Source organism: Salinicola socius, from assembly GCF_001937195.1.
Taxonomy (GTDB): Bacteria; Pseudomonadota; Gammaproteobacteria; order Pseudomonadales; family Halomonadaceae; genus Salinicola; species Salinicola socius.
Genome location: NZ_MSDO01000002.1, coordinates 124,847 through 145,296 on the forward strand (window position 1 = coordinate 124,847; position 20,450 = coordinate 145,296).

Here is a 20,450-nt window from a genome sequence, read left to right on the forward strand (position 1 = left end):
CACTGACAGTTACCGGCGTGGCAGGACTGCGTTCAAGAGAAAGCTAGGGGAGGATGCATGACGCGGATTGCGATCATGGGAGCGGCAGGCCGAATGGGACGGATCCTGCTGGAGGCGACGCACATCAACAAGGCTGCGCAGCTGGGCGCCGCGATCGTGCGCCCGGGCAGCTCGCTGGCGGGTTGCGACGCCGGTGAGATGGCCGGATTGGGCAAGCTCGGCGTGACATTGCTGGACTCGCTGGATGAAGCCAGGGACGACTTCGATGTACTGATCGACTTCTCCACGCCGGCCCTGACCCTCGACAACCTTGCCTGGTGTGCCGACAACGGCAAGGCGATCGTGATCGGCACGACGGGTCTCGACGAGACACAGCTCAAGACGCTCGACAGCTATGCCGATCGCCTGCCGATGGTCTTTGCGGCCAACATGAGCACGGGCATCAACCTGACGGTGAACCTGCTCAGGACCGCGGCCCGGGCGCTGGGTGACGCTGGCTACGATATCGAAGTGATCGAGGCGCACCACCGTCACAAGATCGATGCCCCCTCCGGCACTGCGCTGATGCTGGGCGAGGCTGTGGCAGAGCCGCTGGGTCGCGACTTGAAGACCCATGGCGTGTTCGAGCGCGTCGGCCAGGTCGGCCCCCGGGATCCCAAGGAGATCGGCTTTGCCACGGTACGTGGCGGCGATATCGTCGGTGAGCATACGGTACTGTTTGCGGCCGAAGGCGAGCGCATCGAGATCACCCACAAGGCGTCGAGCCGTCTGACCTTCGGCAACGGCGCGGTACGCGCGGCGGTCTGGCTGGCCGATCGGAAAGTGGGCCGCTACGACATGCAGGATGTGCTGGGTTTGAAAGACTAGCGGTTGTGCCAGGCGGTTGCGAAAGACGGTCGCGAAAAACGGAATACCGCCCGGCAGCGGGTGCTGATAGCGCTCCGGTTGGGGCGTCATTGAATCGAATCGTGATCGGTACTGGAGCCGGTCGCTGGTTTCCGGTATCATTTCGCCAATTTGGCCGGGCCAGTGCCGCAGGCAACAGCGATTCGCCGCAGGTGATGCCGCAATCAGTACAACAAGCGGGATGAAACCGGTTTTTCCGGATTTCGTCCCGCTTTTTTACGGCCTTGCGGCGGCTCGCCCGGTCAGGATTTCGTAGGGGCGTGACATTAGACCTCGACGCAATGTGTTGATGACCCGTTAAGGAGGATGTTGCCTTGAACAGACCCGCGATACTGGCTCTCGAAGACGGCAGTGTATTTTACGGTGCTGCGATCGGAGCCGATGGGCAAACCAGCGGGGAGGTGGTCTTCAATACCGCCATGACCGGTTATCAGGAAATTCTCACCGACCCTTCCTACACCCGCCAGATCGTCACCCTGACCTATCCGCATATCGGCAATACCGGCATCAACTCCGAAGACGTCGAGTCGGATCGCATCTGCGCGGCCGGGCTGGTGATTCGTGATCTGCCGTTGATCGCCAGCAACTTTCGCAGCACGGCGTCGCTATCCGAGTATCTGGCATCCGAGAACGTGATCGGGATCGCCGATATCGACACCCGCAGGCTGACGCGCATTCTACGCAGCAAGGGCTCGTTGAACGGGGCGATTGTGGCTGGTGATGCCGCCGAGGGCGATGATGCCGTCGAGCGGGCACTGGCCGCCGCCAAAGCCTTCCCGGGACTCAAGGGAATGGATCTGGCCAGGGAGGTCTCCTGCGAATCCAGCTACGAATGGACCCAGGGCGAGTGGGTGCTGGGCCAGGGCTACGCCGAGACCGGTCGCAACGAGCGGCCCTCGGATGGCGCCCAGGACCCGCGTCGGTACCACGTGGTCGCCTACGACTACGGGATCAAGCACAACATCCTGCGCATGCTCGCGTCCCGCGGCTGCCGCCTGACGGTGGTGCCGGCGCAGACGCCGGCCAGCGAGGTGCTGGCGATGAACCCGGATGGCGTCTTCCTGGCCAACGGACCGGGCGATCCGGAGCCCTGCGATTACGCGATTGCCGCGATCCGGGAAGTTCTCGAAACGAACATTCCGGTCTTCGGTATCTGCCTGGGCCATCAACTGCTGGCGCTGGCCGCCGGAGCCAGAACGGTGAAGATGAATCATGGTCATCATGGCGCCAACCACCCGGTCCAGGATCTCGACAGCGGCCAGGTGATGATCACCAGCCAGAACCATGGCTTCGCGGTCGACGAGACCAGCCTGCCCGGCAACGTGCGTGCCATTCATCGCTCGCTGTTCGATGGCACGCTGCAGGGCATCGAGCTGACCGACCGTCCGGCGTTCAGCTTTCAGGGCCACCCCGAGGCGAGCCCGGGCCCGCAGGATGTCTCGCCGCTGTTCGACCGCTTCGTGACGATGATGCAGGCTCGCCAAGCGCAGCCCGCCTGAGCGGACGCTGTGAATCGAAGCCTTTGAATCGAATCTTTCAGGGTCGGCGCGCGGCGCCGGCACCACCTTTTCGACGAGTGTTAGCGCATGCCAAAACGTACGGATCTCGACAGCATTCTGATCATCGGCGCCGGCCCCATCGTTATCGGGCAGGCGTGCGAATTCGACTACTCCGGGGCCCAGGCCTGCAAGGCGCTGCGCGAAGAGGGCTACCGCGTCATCCTGGTCAACTCCAATCCGGCGACCATCATGACCGACCCGGTGATGGCCGATGCCACGTATATCGAGCCGATCACCTGGCAGGCGGTGGAGCAGATCATCGAGCGCGAGCGTCCGTCGGCGATCCTGCCGACCATGGGCGGGCAGACCGCGCTCAACTGCGCGCTGGAGCTGGACAAGCACGGCGTGCTCGAGAAGTACGGCGTGGAGATGATCGGCGCCAATGCCGACGCCATCAACAAGGCCGAAGATCGCGATCTGTTCGACAAGGCGATGAAGAACATCGGTCTCGAGTGCCCCAAGGCCGAAGTCGCCCACAGCATGGATGAAGCGTGGAGAATTCAGGCAACGCTCGGCTTTCCGGTGATCATCCGGCCCTCCTACACCATGGGCGGATCCGGCGGCGGCGTGGCCTACAACAAGGAAGAGTTCGAGGAGATCTGCGATCGCGGATTCGAACTCTCCAACAACCACGAGCTGCTGATCGACGAGTCGCTGCTGGGTTGGAAGGAGTACGAGATGGAGGTCGTTCGGGACAAGAACGACAACTGCATTATCGTCTGTGCGATCGAGAACTTCGATCCGATGGGCGTGCATACCGGCGACTCCATCACCGTCGCGCCAGCGCAGACGCTGACCGACAAGGAGTACCAGATCATGCGCAACGCATCGCTTGCGGTGCTGCGCGAGATCGGTGTCGAGACCGGCGGCTCCAACGTGCAGTTCGGCGTCGATCCCGACACCGGGCGCATGGTCGTGATCGAGATGAACCCGCGTGTCTCGCGCTCTTCGGCGCTGGCCTCCAAGGCGACCGGCTTTCCGATCGCCAAGATCGCCGCCAAGCTGGCGGTGGGTTACACCCTCGACGAGCTGCAGAACGACATTACCGGCGGTGCGACGCCGGCCTCGTTCGAGCCGTCGATCGACTACGTCGTCACCAAGATTCCGCGTTTCACCTTCGAGAAGTTTCCCCAGGCCAACGACCGCCTGACCACGCAGATGAAGTCGGTCGGCGAAGTGATGGCGATCGGGCGGACGTTCCAGGAGTCGATGCACAAGGCGCTGCGCGGGCTGGAGATCGGCGTCGACGGGCTCGACCCGAAGGTCACCGAGTTCAATCAGGAGAATATGGCGCTGATCAAGGGCGAGCTGCAGGCTGCCGGCGCCGATCGGATCTTCTACATCGCCGACGCCATGCGCAGCGGCATGAGCGTCGACGAGATCTTCGCGCTGACCAACATCGACCGCTGGTTCCTGGTTCAGCTCGAGGATCTGATCCGGTCCGAGGCCGCCGTCGCCAAGCGCTCGCTGCATGATCTGAGTGCCGACGACCTCTACCGTCTCAAGCGCAAGGGTTTTTCCGATGCGCGTCTGGCCCTGCTGCTGGGTGTCTCCGAAGGGGAGTTTCGGCAGCGCCGCCAGCAGCTCGATATCCGCCCGGTCTACAAGCGCGTCGATACCTGCGCGGCCGAGTTCGCCTCCGATACCGCCTACATGTACTCCACCTACGAGGAGGAGTGCGAGGCGGAGGTCAGCGATCGTCAGAAGATCATGGTGCTGGGTGGTGGACCCAACCGGATCGGTCAGGGCATCGAGTTCGACTACTGCTGCGTGCACGCGGCGCTCGCGATGCGGGAAGACGGTTACGAGACCATCATGGTCAATTGCAACCCGGAGACCGTCTCCACCGACTACGACACCTCGGATCGTCTCTACTTCGAGCCGGTGACACTCGAGGACGTGCTCGAGATCGCCGACAAGGAGAAGCCGGTCGGGGTGATCGTGCAGTTCGGCGGGCAGACCCCGCTGAAACTGGCCCGCGCGCTGGAAGCGGCCGGAGTACCGATCATCGGCACCACGCCGGATGCCATCGATCGCGCCGAAGATCGCGAACGCTTCCAGAAGATGATCGAAAAGCTGGGGCTCAAGCAGCCCCCCAACGCCACGGCGCGCAGTTTCGAAGACGCTTTCGCCAAGGCCGAGGGAATCGGCTATCCGCTGGTGGTGCGTCCGAGCTACGTGCTCGGCGGCCGGGCCATGGAGATCGTCTACGACGCCTCCGAGCTCGAGAACTACATGACCCACGCGGTCAAGGTCTCCAACGACTCGCCGGTGCTGCTGGATCACTTTCTGAGCGCGGCGATCGAGGTCGACATCGATGCCGTCTCCGACGGCCAGCAGGTGGTGATCGGCGGCATCATGCAGCATATCGAACAGGCGGGCGTGCACTCCGGGGATTCCGCCTGCTCGCTGCCGCCGTACTCGCTGCCGGCGGAAGTGCAGGACGAGATGCGCGATCAGGTCAAGCGCATGGCGGTCGAACTCAACGTGGTCGGGCTGATGAACGTGCAGCTGGCGTGGCAGGATGGCGAGATCTACGTCATTGAGGTCAACCCGCGCGCTTCGCGCACCGTGCCGTTCGTCTCCAAGTGCATCGGCACGTCGCTGGCACAGGTGGCAGCACGCTGCATGGCCGGAACGACCCTGGTCGAGCAGCAGTTCACCCGCGAGATCATCCCCGGCTACTACAGCGTCAAGGAGGCGGTGTTCCCGTTCAACAAGTTCCCGGGGGTCGATCCGATCCTGTCGCCGGAGATGAAGTCGACCGGCGAGGTGATGGGGAGCGGGGCGACCTTCGCCGAAGCGTTCTACAAGGCGCAGCTGGGCGCCGGCGAAGCGATTCCGAGGCTGACCGGCGAGCGTCAGGCGTTTCTCTCGGTGCGCGAGCCCGACAAGCAAGGTGTTATCGAGGTGGCCCAATCTCTGCTAGCCTTGGGCTTCAGTCTAATTGCAACGCGCGGCACGGCCAGGGCTCTGGAAGAGGCTGGTCTGTCCGTTGCTGTCGTCAACAAGGTTTTTGAAGGCCGTCCGCATATCGTCGATCTGCTCAAGAACGACGAAATCGCCTATATCGTGAATACCACCGAAGGCCGCCAGGCGATCAATGATTCCTCGGTCATCCGGCGCACTGCGCTGGCACGCAAGGTGCCCTATGCCACGACGCTGGCGGGGGCACGTGCCGTGTGCATGGCGCTGGAGTACGGTAACGCGATCACGGTGCGGCGGCTGCAGGAACAGCATGCAGGAGTAGTCAATGAATAAGGTCCCGATGACCGTCCACGGCGAGCAGGCCTTGCGCCAGGAGCTGGAGCAGTTGAAGGGCGTGGAACGTCCGCGTGTGATCAGCGATATTGCGGTCGCCCGCGAGCATGGCGATCTCAAGGAGAACGCCGAATATCATGCCGCTCGCGAGCAGCAGGGGTTCATCGAAGGGCGTATTCAGGAGATCGAGGGCAAGCTGTCGCTGGCTCAGGTCATCGACGTGACCAAGGTCACGAAGAGCGGCAAGGTGATCTTCGGGGTCACCGTCGAGCTGCTCAATCTCGAGACCGACGAAGAAGTGCGCTACCGGATCGTCGGCGAGGATGAAGCCGATATCAAGGCCGGCAAGATTTCGATCACCTCACCCATCGCGCGAGCGCTGATCGGCAAGCAGGAAGGTGACGTGGTCAACGTGCGCACCCCGGGTGGCGATGTGGAGTACGAAATCTCCGGCGTCGAGCATATTTGACCGCTTGCGCGCGTCGGTCAAACGGCATTGAGAACGGCCTCGGCATGCTCATTTACACCCCGCAACTCCGCTGCCTCGGCCGCTTTCGCCTTGTCTGTTCCTAGCTCGCAAGCGCTTGCAAAACAGGTAGCCGCAAGCGAGAGAAGCCGCGACAGTGTCGCGGCTTCTCTCGTTCTGGAGCATTCTGTTTTCGCGGCTCGCGGCTCGCGGCTCGCGGCTCGCGGCTCGCGGCTCAGTGCCGCCCGTGATGGTCTTCGGCGCGCTGAATGTTGGAGAGCTTGGGATTGACCTTGGGGTTGTGGCGATAGAGTAGTGCCACTTTGCCCAGGGTCTGGACCAGTTCCGCACCGGAGATTGCCACCAGCTCCTCGACCATGGCCTGGCGCTCCTCGCGCTCGGCGATCGCCAGCTTGACCTTGATCAGTTCATGATCACGCAGCGCGCGCTCGAGTTCCTGCTGGGCGCCCTCGCTCAAACCGTTTTCACTCACGGTGACGATCGGCTGCAGGTGGTGGCCGATGCTGCGGAAGGCTTTCTTTTGTGCGGATGTTAGGCTCATGATAGTCTGACCGTTGAACTTCGCGATAATTGTCAGCGGTGCTGCAATCGGTCTCACCACCGCACTGTCGAAACGCGCCATGGTACGGGTTTCGGTAGCAACAGGAAAGATGCCTTCGGCTCAGTGAAGGTTGCCGATCGATTGCAGGGGCGACACTTCCGGTTTCCCGTCCTCTGTCCGTCTGAGCGATCTACCGCTCTTGGCTATCCAGCCTTGCATCTCCGCTTTACGTTTCTTCGGCTATTCTTCAGGTGATCACCAGTGGCGCGCGCTTCCCGCTCAGGACCCAAATCCAGCCCCGACAAGCCCGGCTCTCCGACCCGGCAGAGCAAAAGCAGCGCGGGCTGGTTGAAAGAGCATTTCGACGATCGTTATGTCCAGCAATCCTGGAAAGATGGATATCGTTCGCGTGCAAGTTATAAGTTGCTGGAGCTGGACGAGCGTGACAAGTTGTTGCGCTCGGGGATGGCGGTGATCGATCTTGGCGCCGCGCCCGGTGGCTGGAGCCAGGTCGCCGCGGAAAAAGTCGGCACCGAAGGTGTGGTGATCGCCTCCGATATTCTGGAAATGGACGCGCTGGCGGGCGTGAGCTTCATTCAGGGCGACTTTACGGAAGAGAGCGTGCTGGAAGCGATTCTGGCCGAACTGGACGGACGCCCCGTCGATCTGGTGCTTTCCGATATGGCGCCGAACCTGAGCGGCATGGCGGCGATCGATCAGCCTCAGGCGATGTATCTGGTCGAGCTGGCGCTCGACCTGGCAAGACAGACGTTGTCGCCCGGCGGCCATTTTCTGGCCAAGGTATTGCAGGGCGAAGGATTCGATGACTATCTGCGGGATCTGCGCAGCAGTTTTCGCAAGGTAGTAACGCGCAAGCCGGAGGCATCACGGGCCCGTTCCCGAGAAGTCTATCTGCTGGCGCAGGGATTTCAGGGCTAGGCTTGCAAGCGTGGTTGAACGCCTCCATCTAGTGTAGTGTCAGACCACGGCAAGCGCAGGCAGCAAGGTTCGTACTACGAGGGTGGTGTCTTGAACGACATGGCGAAGAATCTAATTCTCTGGTTGGTCATCGCAGCTGTACTGCTGACGGTGTTCAACAATTTCAGCGTCGATAGCTCGCCGCAAACGACGAGCTACTCGCAATTCGTGCAGCAGGTCCAGAACGACCAGGTGCGCAGCGTGACCATCGATGGCTTCACCATCAACGGTGAGCGCAAAGATGGCACGCAGTTCCAGACGATCCGTCCGGCCGCTCAGGACCCCAAGCTGATGGATGACCTGCTGGCGCACGACGTCACGGTCGTCGGCCAGAAGCCCGAGGAGCAGAGCCTGTGGACGCGTCTGCTCATCGCCAGTTTCCCGATTCTGTTGATTCTGGGGATCTTCGTCTTCTTCATGCGCCAGATGCAGGGTGGCGGCAGTGGTCGAGGCGGCCCGATGAGCTTCGGCAAGTCGAAAGCCAAGCTGCTGAGCCAGGATCAGATCAAGTCCACCTTTGCCGACGTTGCAGGCTGTGACGAGGCCAAGGAAGAGGTCGTCGAACTGGTCGACTTCCTCAAGGATCCGACGAAATTCCAGCGGCTGGGCGGTCAGATTCCGCGTGGCGTGCTGATGGTGGGGCCGCCGGGGACGGGCAAGACGCTGCTGGCGAAGGCGATCGCCGGTGAAGCCAAGGTGCCATTCTTCAGCATTTCGGGATCGGACTTCGTCGAGATGTTCGTCGGCGTGGGGGCATCCCGCGTCCGTGACATGTTCGAGCAGGCCAAGAAGCAGGCTCCGTGCATCATCTTCATCGATGAGATCGACGCGGTCGGTCGCCATCGTGGCTCCGGCATGGGCGGCGGGCATGACGAGCGCGAGCAGACGCTGAACCAGCTGCTGGTCGAGATGGATGGCTTCGAGGCCAACGATGGCATCATCGTCATTGCCGCCACCAACCGTCCGGACGTGCTCGACCCGGCGCTGCTTCGCCCCGGCCGTTTCGACCGCCAGGTGACCGTGCCGCTTCCCGATATTCGGGGTCGCGAGCATATTCTCAACGTGCACCTGCGCAAGGTGCCGATGGGTGACGACGTGCAGGCGAGCCTCATCGCTCGCGGTACGCCGGGCTTCTCGGGCGCGGATCTGGCCAACCTGGTCAACGAAGCCGCCCTGTTCGCGGCTCGCCGTAACCGTCGCACCGTCGGCATGGAAGAGCTCGAGCTGGCCAAGGACAAGATCATGATGGGGGCCGAGCGTCGCTCCATGGTCATGTCCGAGAAGGACAAGCTCAATACCGCTTATCACGAAGCCGGCCACGCCATTATCGGCCTGGTCATGCCCGAGCACGATCCGGTCTACAAGGTCACCATCATCCCGCGAGGTCGTGCGCTGGGCGTGACCATGTTCCTCCCCGAGGAAGACCGCTACAGCTATTCCCGTCAGCAGATCATCAGCCAGCTCTGCTCGCTGTTCGGCGGCCGGATCGCCGAGGAGATGACGCTTGGGCCGAATGGGGTCACCACCGGTGCCTCCAACGACATCAAGCGGGCCACCGAGCTTGCGCACAGCATGGTTGCCAAGTGGGGCCTCTCCGAGGAGATGGGGCCTTTGATGTACGACGAGGACGAATCGCATCAGTTCCTCGGTGGTCCCGGTCAGGGTGGCGGCAAGCTGAGTTCTGGCGAGACGTCGACCCGTCTCGACAAGGAAGTGCGTCGCATCATCGACGAATGCTATGCCATGGCGCGCAAGATTCTCGAGGACAACCGCGACAAGCTCGACCTGATGGCCGAAGCGCTGATGCAGTACGAAACCATCGACGCTGCCCAGCTCAAGGACATCATGGAAGGTCGCCCGCCGCGTCCGCCGAAGGACTGGGGTGACGATGGTCCGAGCTCGGGTTCTGGCCGGCCGGTCAGCGATCCTGAGCCGCAGCCAGGCGACGAAGGGACGTCGGATGACGAGCCCGGTAACCGTCGCCCCTCGGATCCTCTGGGTGGGCCGTCAGGACTCTGAGGTCATCCGGCGCTTCGAGGCGGTTGGAACCTTGCAAGAAACGTCAGCAAGGGCAGCGGGGCGTCAGTAATGACGCCCCGCTGCGTTTCAGGTCGGTTGCGCAAAGGTCGCGTCCTGCCTAGAGTGAACGCCTTTGTGAACGGCGGACTTCCATGACGGATTCGGTACCCGTTGGCGCTCGACTGCGCTGCGGCCATCATCATCTCGATCTTTCCCGGCCGCGCGTCATGGGTATTCTGAACGTGACGCCGGACTCCTTTTCGGACGGCGGTCGACATGATCGCCTGGACGACGCGCGTCGCCACGCCGAGCGTCTGCTTCAGGAAGGTGCGGCGATCATCGACGTTGGCGGCGAATCGACGCGGCCGGGTGCCGAACCGGTATCGCTCCAGACCGAACGCGACAGAGTGCTGCCGGTGGTCGAGATGCTGGTATCGGAGTTCGATGCGTTGGTTTCGGTCGATACCAGTGCGCCCGAACTGATCCGTGAGGTCGCCGAGGCTGGCGCCGGCATGATCAACGACGTGCGCTCGCTGACGCGGCCCGGTGCGCTCGAGGCGGCCGCGGTCGCCGACCTGCCGATTTGCCTCATGCATATGGCGGGGGAGCCGCAGACGATGCAGCAGGCGCCGCATTACGACCGCCCGGTCGAAGAGGCCGTGGTCGATTTCCTGCGCGAACGTATTTCGATCTGCGAAGCGGCAGGCATTGCGCGCGAGCGTCTGGTGCTGGACCCGGGCTTCGGTTTCGCCAAGACGCTGGATCACAATCTGCGGCTGCTCAATCGCATGGCGTTACTGGCAACTCTGGGACTGCCGCTGTTGGCGGGAATGTCGCGTAAGAGCATGATCGGCCAGCTGCTGGAACGGCCTGTCGACCAGCGTCTGCCCGGCGGGCTGGCATTGAGCGTGATGGCCGTCGAGCGTGGCGCTAGAATTATCAGAGTGCACGACGTCGCGCCGACGGTCGACGCCATCAATATGGCTTGGGCGGTACTTCAGGAGCGATCAGCGTCAGGAACGGAACGACCAGCTTCAGGAACGGAACGAACATGAGTAGACGTTATTTTGGTACCGACGGTATCCGCGGTACCGTCGGCGAGTATCCCATCACGGCAGACTTCATGCTCAAGCTGGGCTGGGCGATGGGGCGGGTGCTGTCGCGCAAGCTGTCCGGCAGTCAGGCGCGGCAGAAATCGGCGCAGTCCACGCGACCCAAGGTGATCATCGGCAAGGACACGCGAATCTCCGGCTACATGTTCGAGTCGGCGCTGGAAGCCGGGTTGTCGGCCGCCGGGGCCGATGTGTCGTTGCTGGGGCCGATGCCGACACCAGGCATCGCCTATCTGACACGTACTTTTCGCGCCGATGCCGGCATCGTGATCTCCGCCTCGCACAATCCCTACCAGGACAACGGCATCAAGTTCTTCTCGGCGGAAGGGTTGAAGCTTGCCGATGAGGTCGAGACCGAAATCGAAGAAGAGCTCGACAAGCCGCTGGAAACCATGGCACCGAATCAGCTCGGCAAGGCGGTTCGCATCAATGATGCCGCCGGGCGCTACATCGAATTCTGCAAATCGACGGTTCACAACCGCCTCGAGTTGCATGGCCTGAGAATCGTGCTGGACTGCGCCCATGGCGCGACCTACCACATTGCGCCCAACGTCTTTCGCGAGCTTGGCGCCGATGTCAGCGTCATTGGTGGCGAGCCCGATGGTCTCAATATCAACCAGGGCGTCGGTTCGACGCACACCGAGCGCTTGAGCGAGGCCGTTCTGGCGCGACAGGCGGATCTGGGGATCGCGTTCGACGGCGACGGCGATCGCGTGCTGATGATCGATCGACGCGGCGCGCTGGTCGATGGTGATGAGATCCTGTACATCATCGCGCGGGATCTGCATGCCCGAGGAAAACTCAACGGCGGGGTCGTGGGTACGCTCATGACCAACTTCGGTCTGGCGGCCGCTTTCGAAAAACAGGGCATTCCCTTCGAGCGTGCCCAGGTCGGGGACCGTTACGTGGTCGAACGCCTGCTTGCCAACGACTGGTTGCTGGGCGGAGAGGCCTCGGGTCATATCGTCTGCCGCAACGTCCAGACTACCGGTGACGGGATCGTCTCGGCCTTGCAGGTGCTGGCCGTCATGGTGCGGGAGAACGCGCCACTGGAGCAGTTGCTCGACGGTTTCGACAAGACGCCGCAGTCGTTGGTCAATGTGCGCCTGCCGAGCGGAACCGATGCCAGGGCGCTGCTGGAAAGTCAGGCGCTGCGCCAGACGGTGGAGGCCGTCGAGGACGAGCTCGGTGGCAGCGGCCGGGTCTTGCTGCGCCCTTCGGGCACCGAGCCGCTGATCCGGGTGATGGTAGAGGGTCGGCCACGATTCGATGTGCAGGCCATGGCCGAGCGAATTGCCAATAGTGTCGAAACCTTGATCGCCTGAGCTGGCTCGATAGCCGGCAGCGGTTGTTGTCTTGCTGTCAAGGCTCTTATACCATGTCGCACCACCGATGGGAGGTTGCATGCGCAAGCCGCTGATCGCGGGTAACTGGAAGATGAATGGCTCGAAGGAACTGATCGAGACCTTTGGTCGAGCCTTCGCCGAGATTGATCTGCCGTCGCCAGTCGACGTGGTGATCCATCCTCCATTTCCCTATCTCGATGCTGCACGCCAAGCTTTTGTGAAAACGCCCGTCGGGCTGGGAGCGCAGACGCTCAATCCGCTGCACTCGGGGGCTCGTACCGGCGAGGTCAGCGGGCAGATGCTCAATGAGTTCGGCGTCGACTACGTGCTGGTCGGCCATTCCGAGCGTCGCCAGCTCTATCACGAAAGTGACGAGCAGGTTCACGAGCGCGTGATGGCCGCGCTCGAAGCGGGCATCAAGCCGATACTCTGTGTCGGCGAGACGCTCGAGGAGCGAGATGCCGGCCGATCCGAGGAGGTCGTGCTGCGCCAGGTGGGCTACGTCATGGCGCGGCTCGACTCGGCGCAGCGCCAGCAGATGACGATTGCCTACGAGCCCGTGTGGGCCATCGGTACCGGGCGCACGGCTTCGCCAGCTCAGGCTCAGCAGATGATGGCCGCGATTCGGCGCTATCAATCCGGCTTCGATCGTGAACTGGCCGATGCGCTGCGTTTGCTATACGGCGGCAGCATGAACGCGAGTAACGCCAAAGAGTTGCTCGCGCAGCAGGATATCGACGGCGGCCTGATCGGCGGTGCGTCGCTCAAGGTCGACGATTTCATAGCGATTTGTCAGTCAGCAGGTTGATTTCATGCAGATAGCAATTTTATTGGTTCATGTTCTGGCCGCCATCGCGCTGGTGGTTCTGGTCCTGCTGCAGCAGGGTAAGGGCGCTGAAGCGGGCGCGGCTTTCGGCGGCGGCTCTTCTCAGACCGTCTTCGGTTCTCGGGGTAGCGGCGGGTTTCTATCCAAGCTGACCGGCGGCCTGGCGGCGCTCTTCTTCGTTACCTCGCTGGGGCTTGCGTACTTCGCGACCAACGCCGGCAGCGCGCCGCAGAGCGGCATTCCCGACGCGCAGGTGATCGAGCAACAACATAATGGCGCGCCTACGCTTGACGACGGCGCTCAAAGCGGGAATAATGCTGCGCCAGCACTCGAGGAAGGTGGCGATCAAGATTCGTCAAATCCTTGAGTGGAAAGGAAAATTCGTTACCTCCTATTGAATCATTGGTTGTAGTGAATTTCGTGTAGCGCCAAGGTGCTACACACCCCCTGATGCCGAAGTGGTGGAATTGGTAGACACGCTATCTTGAGGGGGTAGTGACCTTACGGTCGTGCGGGTTCAAGTCCCGCCTTCGGCACCATCGTCAAGTCTTCCGGTCGAGCAGTCTCGGATCTCTCAGCGATAGCATGACGATTCTTGCGAAAGAATCCGGCGATATCACGGCCTTCCTTGACCCATCTCAAGGACGTTCCTATAATCGCCAACCTGATGTTGCGGGGTGGAGCAGTCTGGTAGCTCGTCGGGCTCATAACCCGAAGGTCATCGGTTCAAATCCGGTCCCCGCTACCAAGTTTCTTGAAAGGCCCCTTCCTGAGAAGGGGCTTTTTGTTAGTAGCTTTGTCGTTTCAACGTTGGCCGTTGTCGACGTCGCTGCTGACGTCAATGCCAGTCAGCCACCTAGCACCTTGCATGTCTCTCAACTCCCGGTCAGGTGCCTGATGCAACTGCTGTAGGAGTCGTTTGTGGTCACCAAGGATGCAGCACTTTATGCGATCATCGAGCCGGTGGTAACCGCCATGGGCTTCGAGTTGTGGGGCCTCGATTATCTGGCTCAGGGCAAGCATTCCAAGTTGATGATCTACATCGACAGCCCTAACGGCATCTCGGTCGACGATTGCGCCGGCGTCAGTCGCCAGGTCAGCGGCATCATGGATGTCGAAGACCCGATCTCGGGCAACTACAGTCTGGAAGTTTCCTCTCCCGGACTCGATCGCCCACTTTATACGCTCGATCACTTTTCGCGCTTCAGCGGCCATGTGGTGCAGCTCAAGTTGCGCACCGCGTTCGATGGTCGGCGCAAGTTCCAGGGGCGTCTGGCCGGTATCGACGGCGATGAAGTGCTGTTGCATATCGACTCGGAAGAGTACTGCTTTCCTATAGAAAGCATCGATCAGGCTCGCGTCGTCCCGCAATTCGACGACTGATTCGACTCCCTGTTATTCGATGACCCAGTCATTCGAGGCTGACTCGGCTATTCGAGATCGATTCAGTTATTCGAGACAAAGAACCGGTTTTTCGGCGAGGCATAGGCATGAGCAAAGAGATACTGCTGGTCGTTGACGCCATCTCCAACGAGAAGAGCGTGCCCCGAGATGTGATTTTCGAGGCTGTCGAAGCGGCGCTGGCCAGCGCATCGCGCAAGCGTTTCGAGGGGCAGGACGTCAGCGTTCGCGTTCAGATTGATCGCCGCACCGGCGAGTACGATACTTTCCGTCGCTGGACTGTGGTCGAAGACGAAGAGTATCTCAGCGAAGATCGTGAAATTCCGGTCTCCGAGGCGGAGAAGCGTGACCCGCCGTTGGCGGCAGGGGATGTCGTCGAGGAGCAGGTCGAATCGGTCGCCTTCGGTCGCATCGCGGCACAGACCGCCAAGCAGGTCATCGTGCAGAAGGTGCGTGAAGCCGAACGCGCCCAGATCGTCAAGCATTACTCCGAGCGGGAAGGTGAACTTGTCGCCGGTATCGTCAAGAAAACGACACGTGACGGGCTGATCATTGACCTGGGCGAGAATGCCGAGGGGTTCCTGCCGCGTGGCGAGATGCTTCCCGGCGAACGCTACCGCATGAACGAGCGCGTGCGCGCGCTGCTGTGGAAGGTCGATGCCGAGGCTCGCGGTTCCCAGCTGATTCTGTCGCGAACGAAGCCGGGCATGCTGGTCGAGCTTTTCAAGATCGAAGTGCCGGAGATCGCCGAACAGCTGATCGAGATCAAGGGGGCCGCCCGTGATCCGGGGGCTCGCGCCAAGATCGCGGTCAAAACCAATGACAGGCGCATCGACCCCGTCGGTGCCTGTGTCGGCATGCGTGGTTCACGCGTGCAAGCGGTGTCCAACGAGCTGCGTAATGAGCGCGTGGACATCATTTTATGGGACGATAACCCCGCGCAACTGGTCATCAATGCCATGGCGCCGGCGGAAGTCGCTTCCATTCTCGTCGACGAGGACGCCCATTCGATGGATGTCGCCGTCGGCGAAGACAACCTCGCTCAGGCCATCGGTCGTAGCGGCCAGAACGTCAGACTCGCCAGCGAGTTGACGGGATGGACGCTCAACGTGATGACCGTTGACGAGGCCGAGGGTAAACGCGAGCAGGAAGTCGACAGCCTGGTCGAATATTTCATCAACCATCTTGAGATCGACGAAGACGTCGCCCGTATCCTGGTCGAGGAAGGGTTCACGACGATCGAAGAGCTGGCCTATGTGCCGCTCGAAGAGATGCTGGAGATCGAAGAGTTCGATGAGGATCTGGTCGAGGAACTTCGTGCAAGAGCCAAGGATGAGCTGCTCAACTTGGCCATCGCGACGGAAGAGCAATTGGATGGCGCTCAGCCCGCCGAAGACCTTCTCACGATGGACGGCATGGACCGCCACCTGGCTTTCATTTTCGCCAGCCGTGGCATCGTCACCATGGAGGACCTCGCAGAACAGTCCATCGAGGATTTGAAGGATATCGACGACGTGGACGAGGAGCGCGCAGCGGTACTGATCATGACTGCCCGTGCGCCTTGGTTTCAGAGCGAAGAGTAACGTGGTCACGGGTTCAGGAGGGTCGTAATGTCAGACATGACCGTAAAAGAGTTTGCCGGCAAGGTGGGACGCGATGTGTCTCGCCTGCTTGAACAGATGAAGGATGCGGGTCTGCCGCATCAGAAAGAAAGCGACGCGGTCTCCGAAGAGGACAAGCAGCGTCTGCTCGATCACCTGACCAAAAGTCACGGTGGCGGACGGGGTCCGCGTAACCGCATCACCTTGACGCGCAATACCCGCAGCAAGATTCGGTCGGGCGAGCGCGGCAAGACCATCGAGGTGCAGGTGCGCAAGAAGCGTACCTACGTCAAGCGGGATGCGGAGCCGGTCGAAGAAGTCGTGGCCGAGGAAACGGGGCCGCGGCAACTGGTCGGCGACATGGCCGACCAGGCGCAGCAGTCCGAGCAGGCAGCTGCCGAAGCGGCGAGCGCAGCGGCGCAGAGCCAGACCGCCGGGCAGGAAAGCTCCAACAAGGCTGCCGCACCGGCGCCCGAACCCCAGGCGCCGGGGAGCGACATTCCCCAGGAGCCTCAGGTCGAGGACAACGAGCCGACTTCCAACAGTCAGCCGTTCGTCGAGCCGCCTCCCAAGGAGCAGCGCACCGAAAATCGTCGCGCCCATCCCAAGAAGGACAAGGAGCGTGATCAGGGTCGTCGCGGCCGTCGTGACGACAATGACGATCGTTCCGAGCGTCGTCGCGGTAGCGGCGCCAAGAAGGTCAAGCGTGCCGAGCGTCGGGGTAGTCGTCGCGGTCGCGGTGACAACGAGCATGGCTTCCAGAAGCCGACGCAGCCGATCGTGCGTGAAGTCGCGCTGCCGGAATCGATCAGCGTTGCCGAACTGGCGGACAAGATGTCGGTCAAGGCCAACGAAGTGATCAAGGCCATGTTCAACATGGGCGCGGCGGTCACCATCAACCAGACCATCGATCAGGATACGGCTGCCATCGTGGTCGAGGAGATGGGGCACAAGCCCAAGCTGGTCAAGGAAGATGCGCTCGAGACCGAAGTGCTCGAAGGCATCTCCTATGAAGGCGACGAGATCACCCGCTCACCGGTCGTCACCGTCATGGGTCACGTCGACCATGGCAAGACGTCGCTGCTCGACTTCATTCGTCGCACCAAGGTCGCGACTGGCGAAGCCGGCGGTATCACCCAGCATATCGGCGCGTATCACGTCGAAGGCGAACATGGTGGCGTCACCTTCCTGGATACACCGGGTCACGCGGCCTTTACCGCCATGCGTGCTCGTGGTGCCCAGGCGACCGACGTCGTCATCCTGGTGGTTGCCGCCGACGATGGCGTCATGCCGCAGACGGTCGAGGCGGTAGAACACGCCAAGGCTGCCGGCGTACAGCTGGTCGTCGCGATCAACAAGATCGACAAGGAAGGCGCCGATCTCGACCGGATCCGCAACGAGCTGTCTCAGCACGGTGTGATTTCCGAAGAGTGGGGCGGCGATACGCAGTTCGTGCAGGTCTCGGCGAAGACCGGCGAGGGTATCGATCAGCTGCTGGAATCGGTATTGCTGGTTTCCGAAGTGCTCGAGCTCAAGGCCGTTCCCGAAGCCCCCGCGAAAGGCGTGGTCGTCGAATCGCGCCTCGACAAGGGCCGCGGGCCGGTAGCGACCGTGCTGGTACAGAACGGTACGCTCAAGCGTGGCGACATCGTCCTTGCCGGCCTGCATTACGGCCGTGTCCGGGCGCTGACCAACGAGCTCGGCAAGCAGGTCGAGTCGGTCGGCCCGTCCATGCCGGTCGAGATCCAGGGTCTCGACGGCACGCCGGAAGCCGGTGAAGACTTCATGGTCCTGACCGACGAGAAGAAGGCACGCGAAATCGCCAACTTCCGTCAGGGCAAATACCGCGAAGTCCGTCTGGCACGTCAGCAGAAGGCCAAGCTGGAGAACATGTTCAGCCAGATGGGCCAGGACGAGGTTGCCAAGGTCAACGTCGTGCTCAAGGTCGACGTGCAGGGCTCGCTGGAAGCGATCCGTGGCGCGCTGGAAGAACTCTCTACCGACGAAGTTCAGGTCGCTGTGGTCTCTTCCGGGGTCGGCGGCATCACCGGTACCGATGCCAACCTGGCACTGGCCAGTGAAGCGATTCTGGTCGGCTTCAACGTCCGTGCCGACGCCTCTGCCCGGGAAATCGTCGAGCGTGAAGGTCTGGATCTGCGCTACTACAGCGTCATCTACCAGCTCATCGACGAGGTCAAGCAGGCCATGAGTGGCATGCTGGCGCCCGAGTGGAAAGAAGAGATCGTCGGCATCGCCGAAGTGCGCGATGTGTTCAAGGCACCGAAGATCGGCGCTATCGCGGGCTGCATGGTCGTCGAGGGCTCCGTTCACCGCAACAAGAAGATCCGTGTCCTGCGTGACAACGTGGTCATCTATGAAGGCGAGCTGGAATCTCTGCGTCGCTTCAAGGATGACGTCAACGAAGTGCGTAACGGCATGGAGTGCGGTATCGGCGTCAAGAACTACAACGACGTCCAGGTCGGCGACAAGATCGAGGTCTTCGATCAGGTCAAGGTCGAGCGTACCCTGTAAGTGACTGGACCCCGCAGGCGCCCAGATTGTCTACGACATAGGCGCCTGCGGGATCTCGAGAGGCAACGATGCGCGAATTCAAACGAACCGATCGGGTCGCCGACCAGCTGCAGCAAGAGCTGGCCGTACTGATCCAGCGCGAGATCAAGGATCCGCGCCTGGGGATGGTCACGGTCAGCTCGGTCACGGTCAGTCGGGATCTCGGCTACGCCGATATCCACGTGACGCTGCTGGGCGAAAACGATCCGGCTCGGGTCAAGGAAAACCTGGCCGTGCTCAAGCGGGCCGCCGGCTTTCTGCGCTCGCAGATCGCGCGCCGCATCAAGCTCCGCCACGTTCCTGAACTGCGCTTCCACTACGATGAAAGCGTGGTACGCGGGCACAAGCTGTCGGCGCTGATAGAAGAAGCCGTCGCCAGCAACCGGCCGCAGCAGAGTGACGAAGCGGAACTGGCAGACGAGGTTCAGAAAGACGAGCCTCGGTCAGACGGTACGCGGAGCGAGGACGGAGAGTCTCGCTGATGGCAAGGCGTCGCAAGGGGTTGCCCATCAACGGCGTGCTGCTGCTGGACAAGCCCAAGGGCGTGTCGAGCAATCACGCGCTGCAGCGCGTCCGACGGCTGTTTCAGGCGCGCAAGGCGGGCCACACCGGTACGCTCGATCCCATGGCGACCGGGCTGCTGCCGGTCTGCCTGGGTGAAGCGACCAAGTTCTCCGCCCACCTGCTCGAAGCCGACAAGGTCTACCGGACCCGAATCAAATTCGGTGAAGTGACCACGACCGGTGACGCCGAAGGTGACGTGGTGGAACGCCGTTCACTGCCGACAACGCTGGACCGAGATGCCGTCGAAGCCGTTCTCGAACGCTTCCGAGGTGAGATCGACCAGGTCCCGCCGATGTATTCGGCGCTCAAGCACCAAGGGCGCAAGCTCTATGAACTTGCGCGTGAGGGCGAAACGGTAGCGCGTGCGCCCAGGCGCGTGACGATATATGATATGCGCCCGCTCGGCTGGGAGCCCGATGGTGTCTGGTTGCAGGTGCGCTGCAGCAAAGGCACCTACATACGGACGCTGGCCGAGGATATCGGCGCAGCGCTGGGGCTTGGCGCTCATATCACGGCGCTGGAGCGGCTGGAAACGGGTCCTTTCGACAGTGAAAGACGACTCTCCCTCGAAGCCCTCGAGGCGATGAGTGACGAGGAGCGACTGGCACAGCTGCTGCCGGTCGACGTGATGCTCGAGCATCTGCCGACGCTCAGCGTGGCGGAGACCGTGGCCCAACGCCTGCTGCTGGGGCAGCGGGCGGAGTTGGCCGATAGCCAGCTGGCACCGGGCACCACCGCCAGACTGTATCGCGACGAATCCTTTCTGGGATTGGTCGAATTGACCGCGCAAGGGGAGGTTACTCCCCGGCGTCTGGTCGATACGACAGCCTTGAACTCGGGAGGCGCCTGAACCGGGACGAGTCCTGGCAGGTGCAATCGGTCAAGCTGTCAGCATCGATTCGATGCGCCCGTCCATGTGACGGTTAACCGGGAGGCTGCAAATATGCGTGGTCTCCGACATTCATCATTCAGGCATATTGCTTGCTGGAGAGTTTTTCATGGCACTAACTGCTGAAAAGAAAGCCGAGATCGTCAAAGAGTTTGGTCAAGGCGAAAGCGATACCGGTTCCCCGGAAGTCCAGGTTGCACTGCTGAGCGCCAACATCGACGGTCTGCAGAGCCACTTCAAGGATCACAAGCAGGATCACCACTCTCGTCGTGGCCTGATCCGCATGGTCAACCAGCGTCGTAAACTGCTGGACTACCTCAAGGGCAAGGACTTCGAGCGCTATCAGGCGCTGATCAAGAAGCTCGGCCTGCGTCGCTAAAACGCCGGGC

The 20,450-nt window shown here is 61.8% G+C and carries 17 protein-coding genes and 2 tRNA genes; 18 read left to right on the forward strand and 1 reads right to left on the reverse strand.

The window, feature by feature from the left end:
• Nucleotides 1–57: 57 nt before the first annotated feature.
• From dapB to greA, 4 genes are all read left to right on the forward strand, one after another.
• Nucleotides 58–867: a 4-hydroxy-tetrahydrodipicolinate reductase gene (gene dapB / locus BTW07_RS02290; RefSeq protein WP_075568539.1), complete on the forward strand. Its 810-nt coding sequence runs from the start codon at nucleotides 58–60 to the stop codon at nucleotides 865–867.
• Between the two features lie 353 nt (nucleotides 868–1,220).
• Complete coding sequence (gene carA / locus BTW07_RS02295) at nucleotides 1,221–2,405, forward strand: glutamine-hydrolyzing carbamoyl-phosphate synthase small subunit (RefSeq protein ID WP_075568540.1); 1,185 nt, start codon at nucleotides 1,221–1,223, stop codon at nucleotides 2,403–2,405.
• 87 nt (nucleotides 2,406–2,492) lie between these two features.
• Nucleotides 2,493–5,726 (forward strand): carbamoyl-phosphate synthase large subunit, encoded by a 3,234-nt coding sequence (gene carB, locus BTW07_RS02300; protein WP_075568541.1) that lies wholly within the window; start codon nucleotides 2,493–2,495, stop codon nucleotides 5,724–5,726.
• The gene (gene greA / locus BTW07_RS02305; protein WP_075568542.1) at nucleotides 5,719–6,195 is read left to right on the forward strand and encodes a transcription elongation factor GreA; all 477 of its coding nucleotides are present in this window, start codon (nucleotides 5,719–5,721) and stop codon (nucleotides 6,193–6,195) included. The genes carB and greA overlap by 8 nt, the downstream gene beginning before the upstream one ends.
• 232 nt (nucleotides 6,196–6,427) lie before the next feature.
• On the opposite strand, the gene yhbY is transcribed toward greA, so the two are convergent.
• A complete protein-coding gene (yhbY, locus tag BTW07_RS02310; RefSeq protein ID WP_075568653.1) occupies nucleotides 6,428–6,754 on the reverse strand; it encodes a ribosome assembly RNA-binding protein YhbY in 327 nt (108 codons plus the stop codon).
• Nucleotides 6,755–7,015: 261 nt separating this feature from the next.
• Here yhbY and rlmE point away from each other — a divergent pair, with 261 nt between their 5' ends.
• From rlmE to rpsO, 14 genes are all read left to right on the forward strand, one after another.
• Nucleotides 7,016–7,693 carry a 23S rRNA (uridine(2552)-2'-O)-methyltransferase RlmE gene (gene rlmE / locus BTW07_RS02315; RefSeq protein ID WP_075568543.1) on the forward strand — a complete coding sequence of 226 codons (678 nt, stop codon included), beginning with the start codon at nucleotides 7,016–7,018 and terminating at the stop codon, nucleotides 7,691–7,693.
• 90 nt (nucleotides 7,694–7,783) lie between these two features.
• Nucleotides 7,784–9,751, forward strand: a complete 1,968-nt coding sequence (ftsH, locus tag BTW07_RS02320) for an ATP-dependent zinc metalloprotease FtsH (RefSeq protein ID WP_075568544.1) — start codon at nucleotides 7,784–7,786, stop codon at nucleotides 9,749–9,751.
• Nucleotides 9,752–9,903: 152 nt separating this feature from the next.
• Complete coding sequence (folP, locus tag BTW07_RS02325) at nucleotides 9,904–10,806, forward strand: dihydropteroate synthase (RefSeq protein ID WP_075568545.1); 903 nt, start codon at nucleotides 9,904–9,906, stop codon at nucleotides 10,804–10,806.
• The gene (gene glmM / locus BTW07_RS02330; RefSeq protein WP_075568546.1) at nucleotides 10,803–12,188 is read left to right on the forward strand and encodes a phosphoglucosamine mutase; all 1,386 of its coding nucleotides are present in this window, start codon (nucleotides 10,803–10,805) and stop codon (nucleotides 12,186–12,188) included. Before folP ends, glmM begins: the two co-directional genes overlap by 4 nt.
• A gap of 79 nt (nucleotides 12,189–12,267) precedes the next feature.
• Nucleotides 12,268–13,017, forward strand: coding sequence for a triose-phosphate isomerase (tpiA, locus tag BTW07_RS02335; protein ID WP_075568547.1), 750 nt, complete (start codon nucleotides 12,268–12,270; stop codon nucleotides 13,015–13,017).
• 4 nt (nucleotides 13,018–13,021) lie between these two features.
• On the forward strand, nucleotides 13,022–13,402 hold the full coding sequence (secG, locus tag BTW07_RS02340) for a preprotein translocase subunit SecG (RefSeq protein ID WP_075568548.1): 381 nt from the start codon (nucleotides 13,022–13,024) through the stop codon (nucleotides 13,400–13,402).
• An 85-nt stretch (nucleotides 13,403–13,487) separates the two neighbouring features.
• Nucleotides 13,488–13,574: transfer RNA gene (locus tag BTW07_RS02345), tRNA-Leu, on the forward strand.
• Nucleotides 13,575–13,706: 132 nt separating this feature from the next.
• Nucleotides 13,707–13,783, forward strand: a tRNA-Met gene (locus tag BTW07_RS02350).
• Nucleotides 13,784–13,956: 173 nt separating this feature from the next.
• Nucleotides 13,957–14,418 carry a ribosome maturation factor RimP gene (gene rimP, locus BTW07_RS02355; RefSeq protein ID WP_075568549.1) on the forward strand — a complete coding sequence of 154 codons (462 nt, stop codon included), beginning with the start codon at nucleotides 13,957–13,959 and terminating at the stop codon, nucleotides 14,416–14,418.
• A 107-nt stretch (nucleotides 14,419–14,525) separates the two neighbouring features.
• Nucleotides 14,526–16,019, forward strand: a complete 1,494-nt coding sequence (nusA, locus tag BTW07_RS02360) for a transcription termination factor NusA (RefSeq protein WP_075568550.1) — start codon at nucleotides 14,526–14,528, stop codon at nucleotides 16,017–16,019.
• Nucleotides 16,020–16,046: 27 nt separating this feature from the next.
• Nucleotides 16,047–18,569 (forward strand): translation initiation factor IF-2, encoded by a 2,523-nt coding sequence (gene infB / locus BTW07_RS02365; protein ID WP_075568551.1) that lies wholly within the window; start codon nucleotides 16,047–16,049, stop codon nucleotides 18,567–18,569.
• A 68-nt stretch (nucleotides 18,570–18,637) separates the two neighbouring features.
• Nucleotides 18,638–19,090: a 30S ribosome-binding factor RbfA gene (rbfA, locus tag BTW07_RS02370; protein ID WP_075568552.1), complete on the forward strand. Its 453-nt coding sequence runs from the start codon at nucleotides 18,638–18,640 to the stop codon at nucleotides 19,088–19,090.
• The gene (gene truB, locus BTW07_RS02375) at nucleotides 19,090–20,022 is read left to right on the forward strand and encodes a tRNA pseudouridine(55) synthase TruB (RefSeq protein ID WP_075568553.1); all 933 of its coding nucleotides are present in this window, start codon (nucleotides 19,090–19,092) and stop codon (nucleotides 20,020–20,022) included. Before rbfA ends, truB begins: the two co-directional genes overlap by 1 nt.
• Nucleotides 20,023–20,170: 148 nt before the next feature.
• Nucleotides 20,171–20,440: a 30S ribosomal protein S15 gene (gene rpsO, locus BTW07_RS02380; protein WP_075568554.1), complete on the forward strand. Its 270-nt coding sequence runs from the start codon at nucleotides 20,171–20,173 to the stop codon at nucleotides 20,438–20,440.
• The last annotated feature ends 10 nt before the right edge of the window (nucleotides 20,441–20,450 follow it).

Coding starts and splice junctions, on each gene's coding strand:
- dapB (WP_075568539.1), top strand. CDS start 58: ATGACGCGGATTGCGATCATGGGAGCGGCAGGCCGAATGGGACGGATC.
- carB (WP_075568541.1), top strand. CDS start 2,493: ATGCCAAAACGTACGGATCTCGACAGCATTCTGATCATCGGCGCCGGC.
- greA (WP_075568542.1), top strand. CDS start 5,719: ATGAATAAGGTCCCGATGACCGTCCACGGCGAGCAGGCCTTGCGCCAG.
- yhbY (WP_075568653.1), bottom strand. CDS start 6,754: ATGAGCCTAACATCCGCACAAAAGAAAGCCTTCCGCAGCATCGGCCAC.
- folP (WP_075568545.1), top strand. CDS start 9,904: ATGACGGATTCGGTACCCGTTGGCGCTCGACTGCGCTGCGGCCATCAT.
- glmM (WP_075568546.1), top strand. CDS start 10,803: ATGAGTAGACGTTATTTTGGTACCGACGGTATCCGCGGTACCGTCGGC.
- tpiA (WP_075568547.1), top strand. CDS start 12,268: ATGCGCAAGCCGCTGATCGCGGGTAACTGGAAGATGAATGGCTCGAAG.
- secG (WP_075568548.1), top strand. CDS start 13,022: ATGCAGATAGCAATTTTATTGGTTCATGTTCTGGCCGCCATCGCGCTG.
- nusA (WP_075568550.1), top strand. CDS start 14,526: ATGAGCAAAGAGATACTGCTGGTCGTTGACGCCATCTCCAACGAGAAG.
- infB (WP_075568551.1), top strand. CDS start 16,047: ATGTCAGACATGACCGTAAAAGAGTTTGCCGGCAAGGTGGGACGCGAT.
- rbfA (WP_075568552.1), top strand. CDS start 18,638: ATGCGCGAATTCAAACGAACCGATCGGGTCGCCGACCAGCTGCAGCAA.
- truB (WP_075568553.1), top strand. CDS start 19,090: ATGGCAAGGCGTCGCAAGGGGTTGCCCATCAACGGCGTGCTGCTGCTG.
- rpsO (WP_075568554.1), top strand. CDS start 20,171: ATGGCACTAACTGCTGAAAAGAAAGCCGAGATCGTCAAAGAGTTTGGT.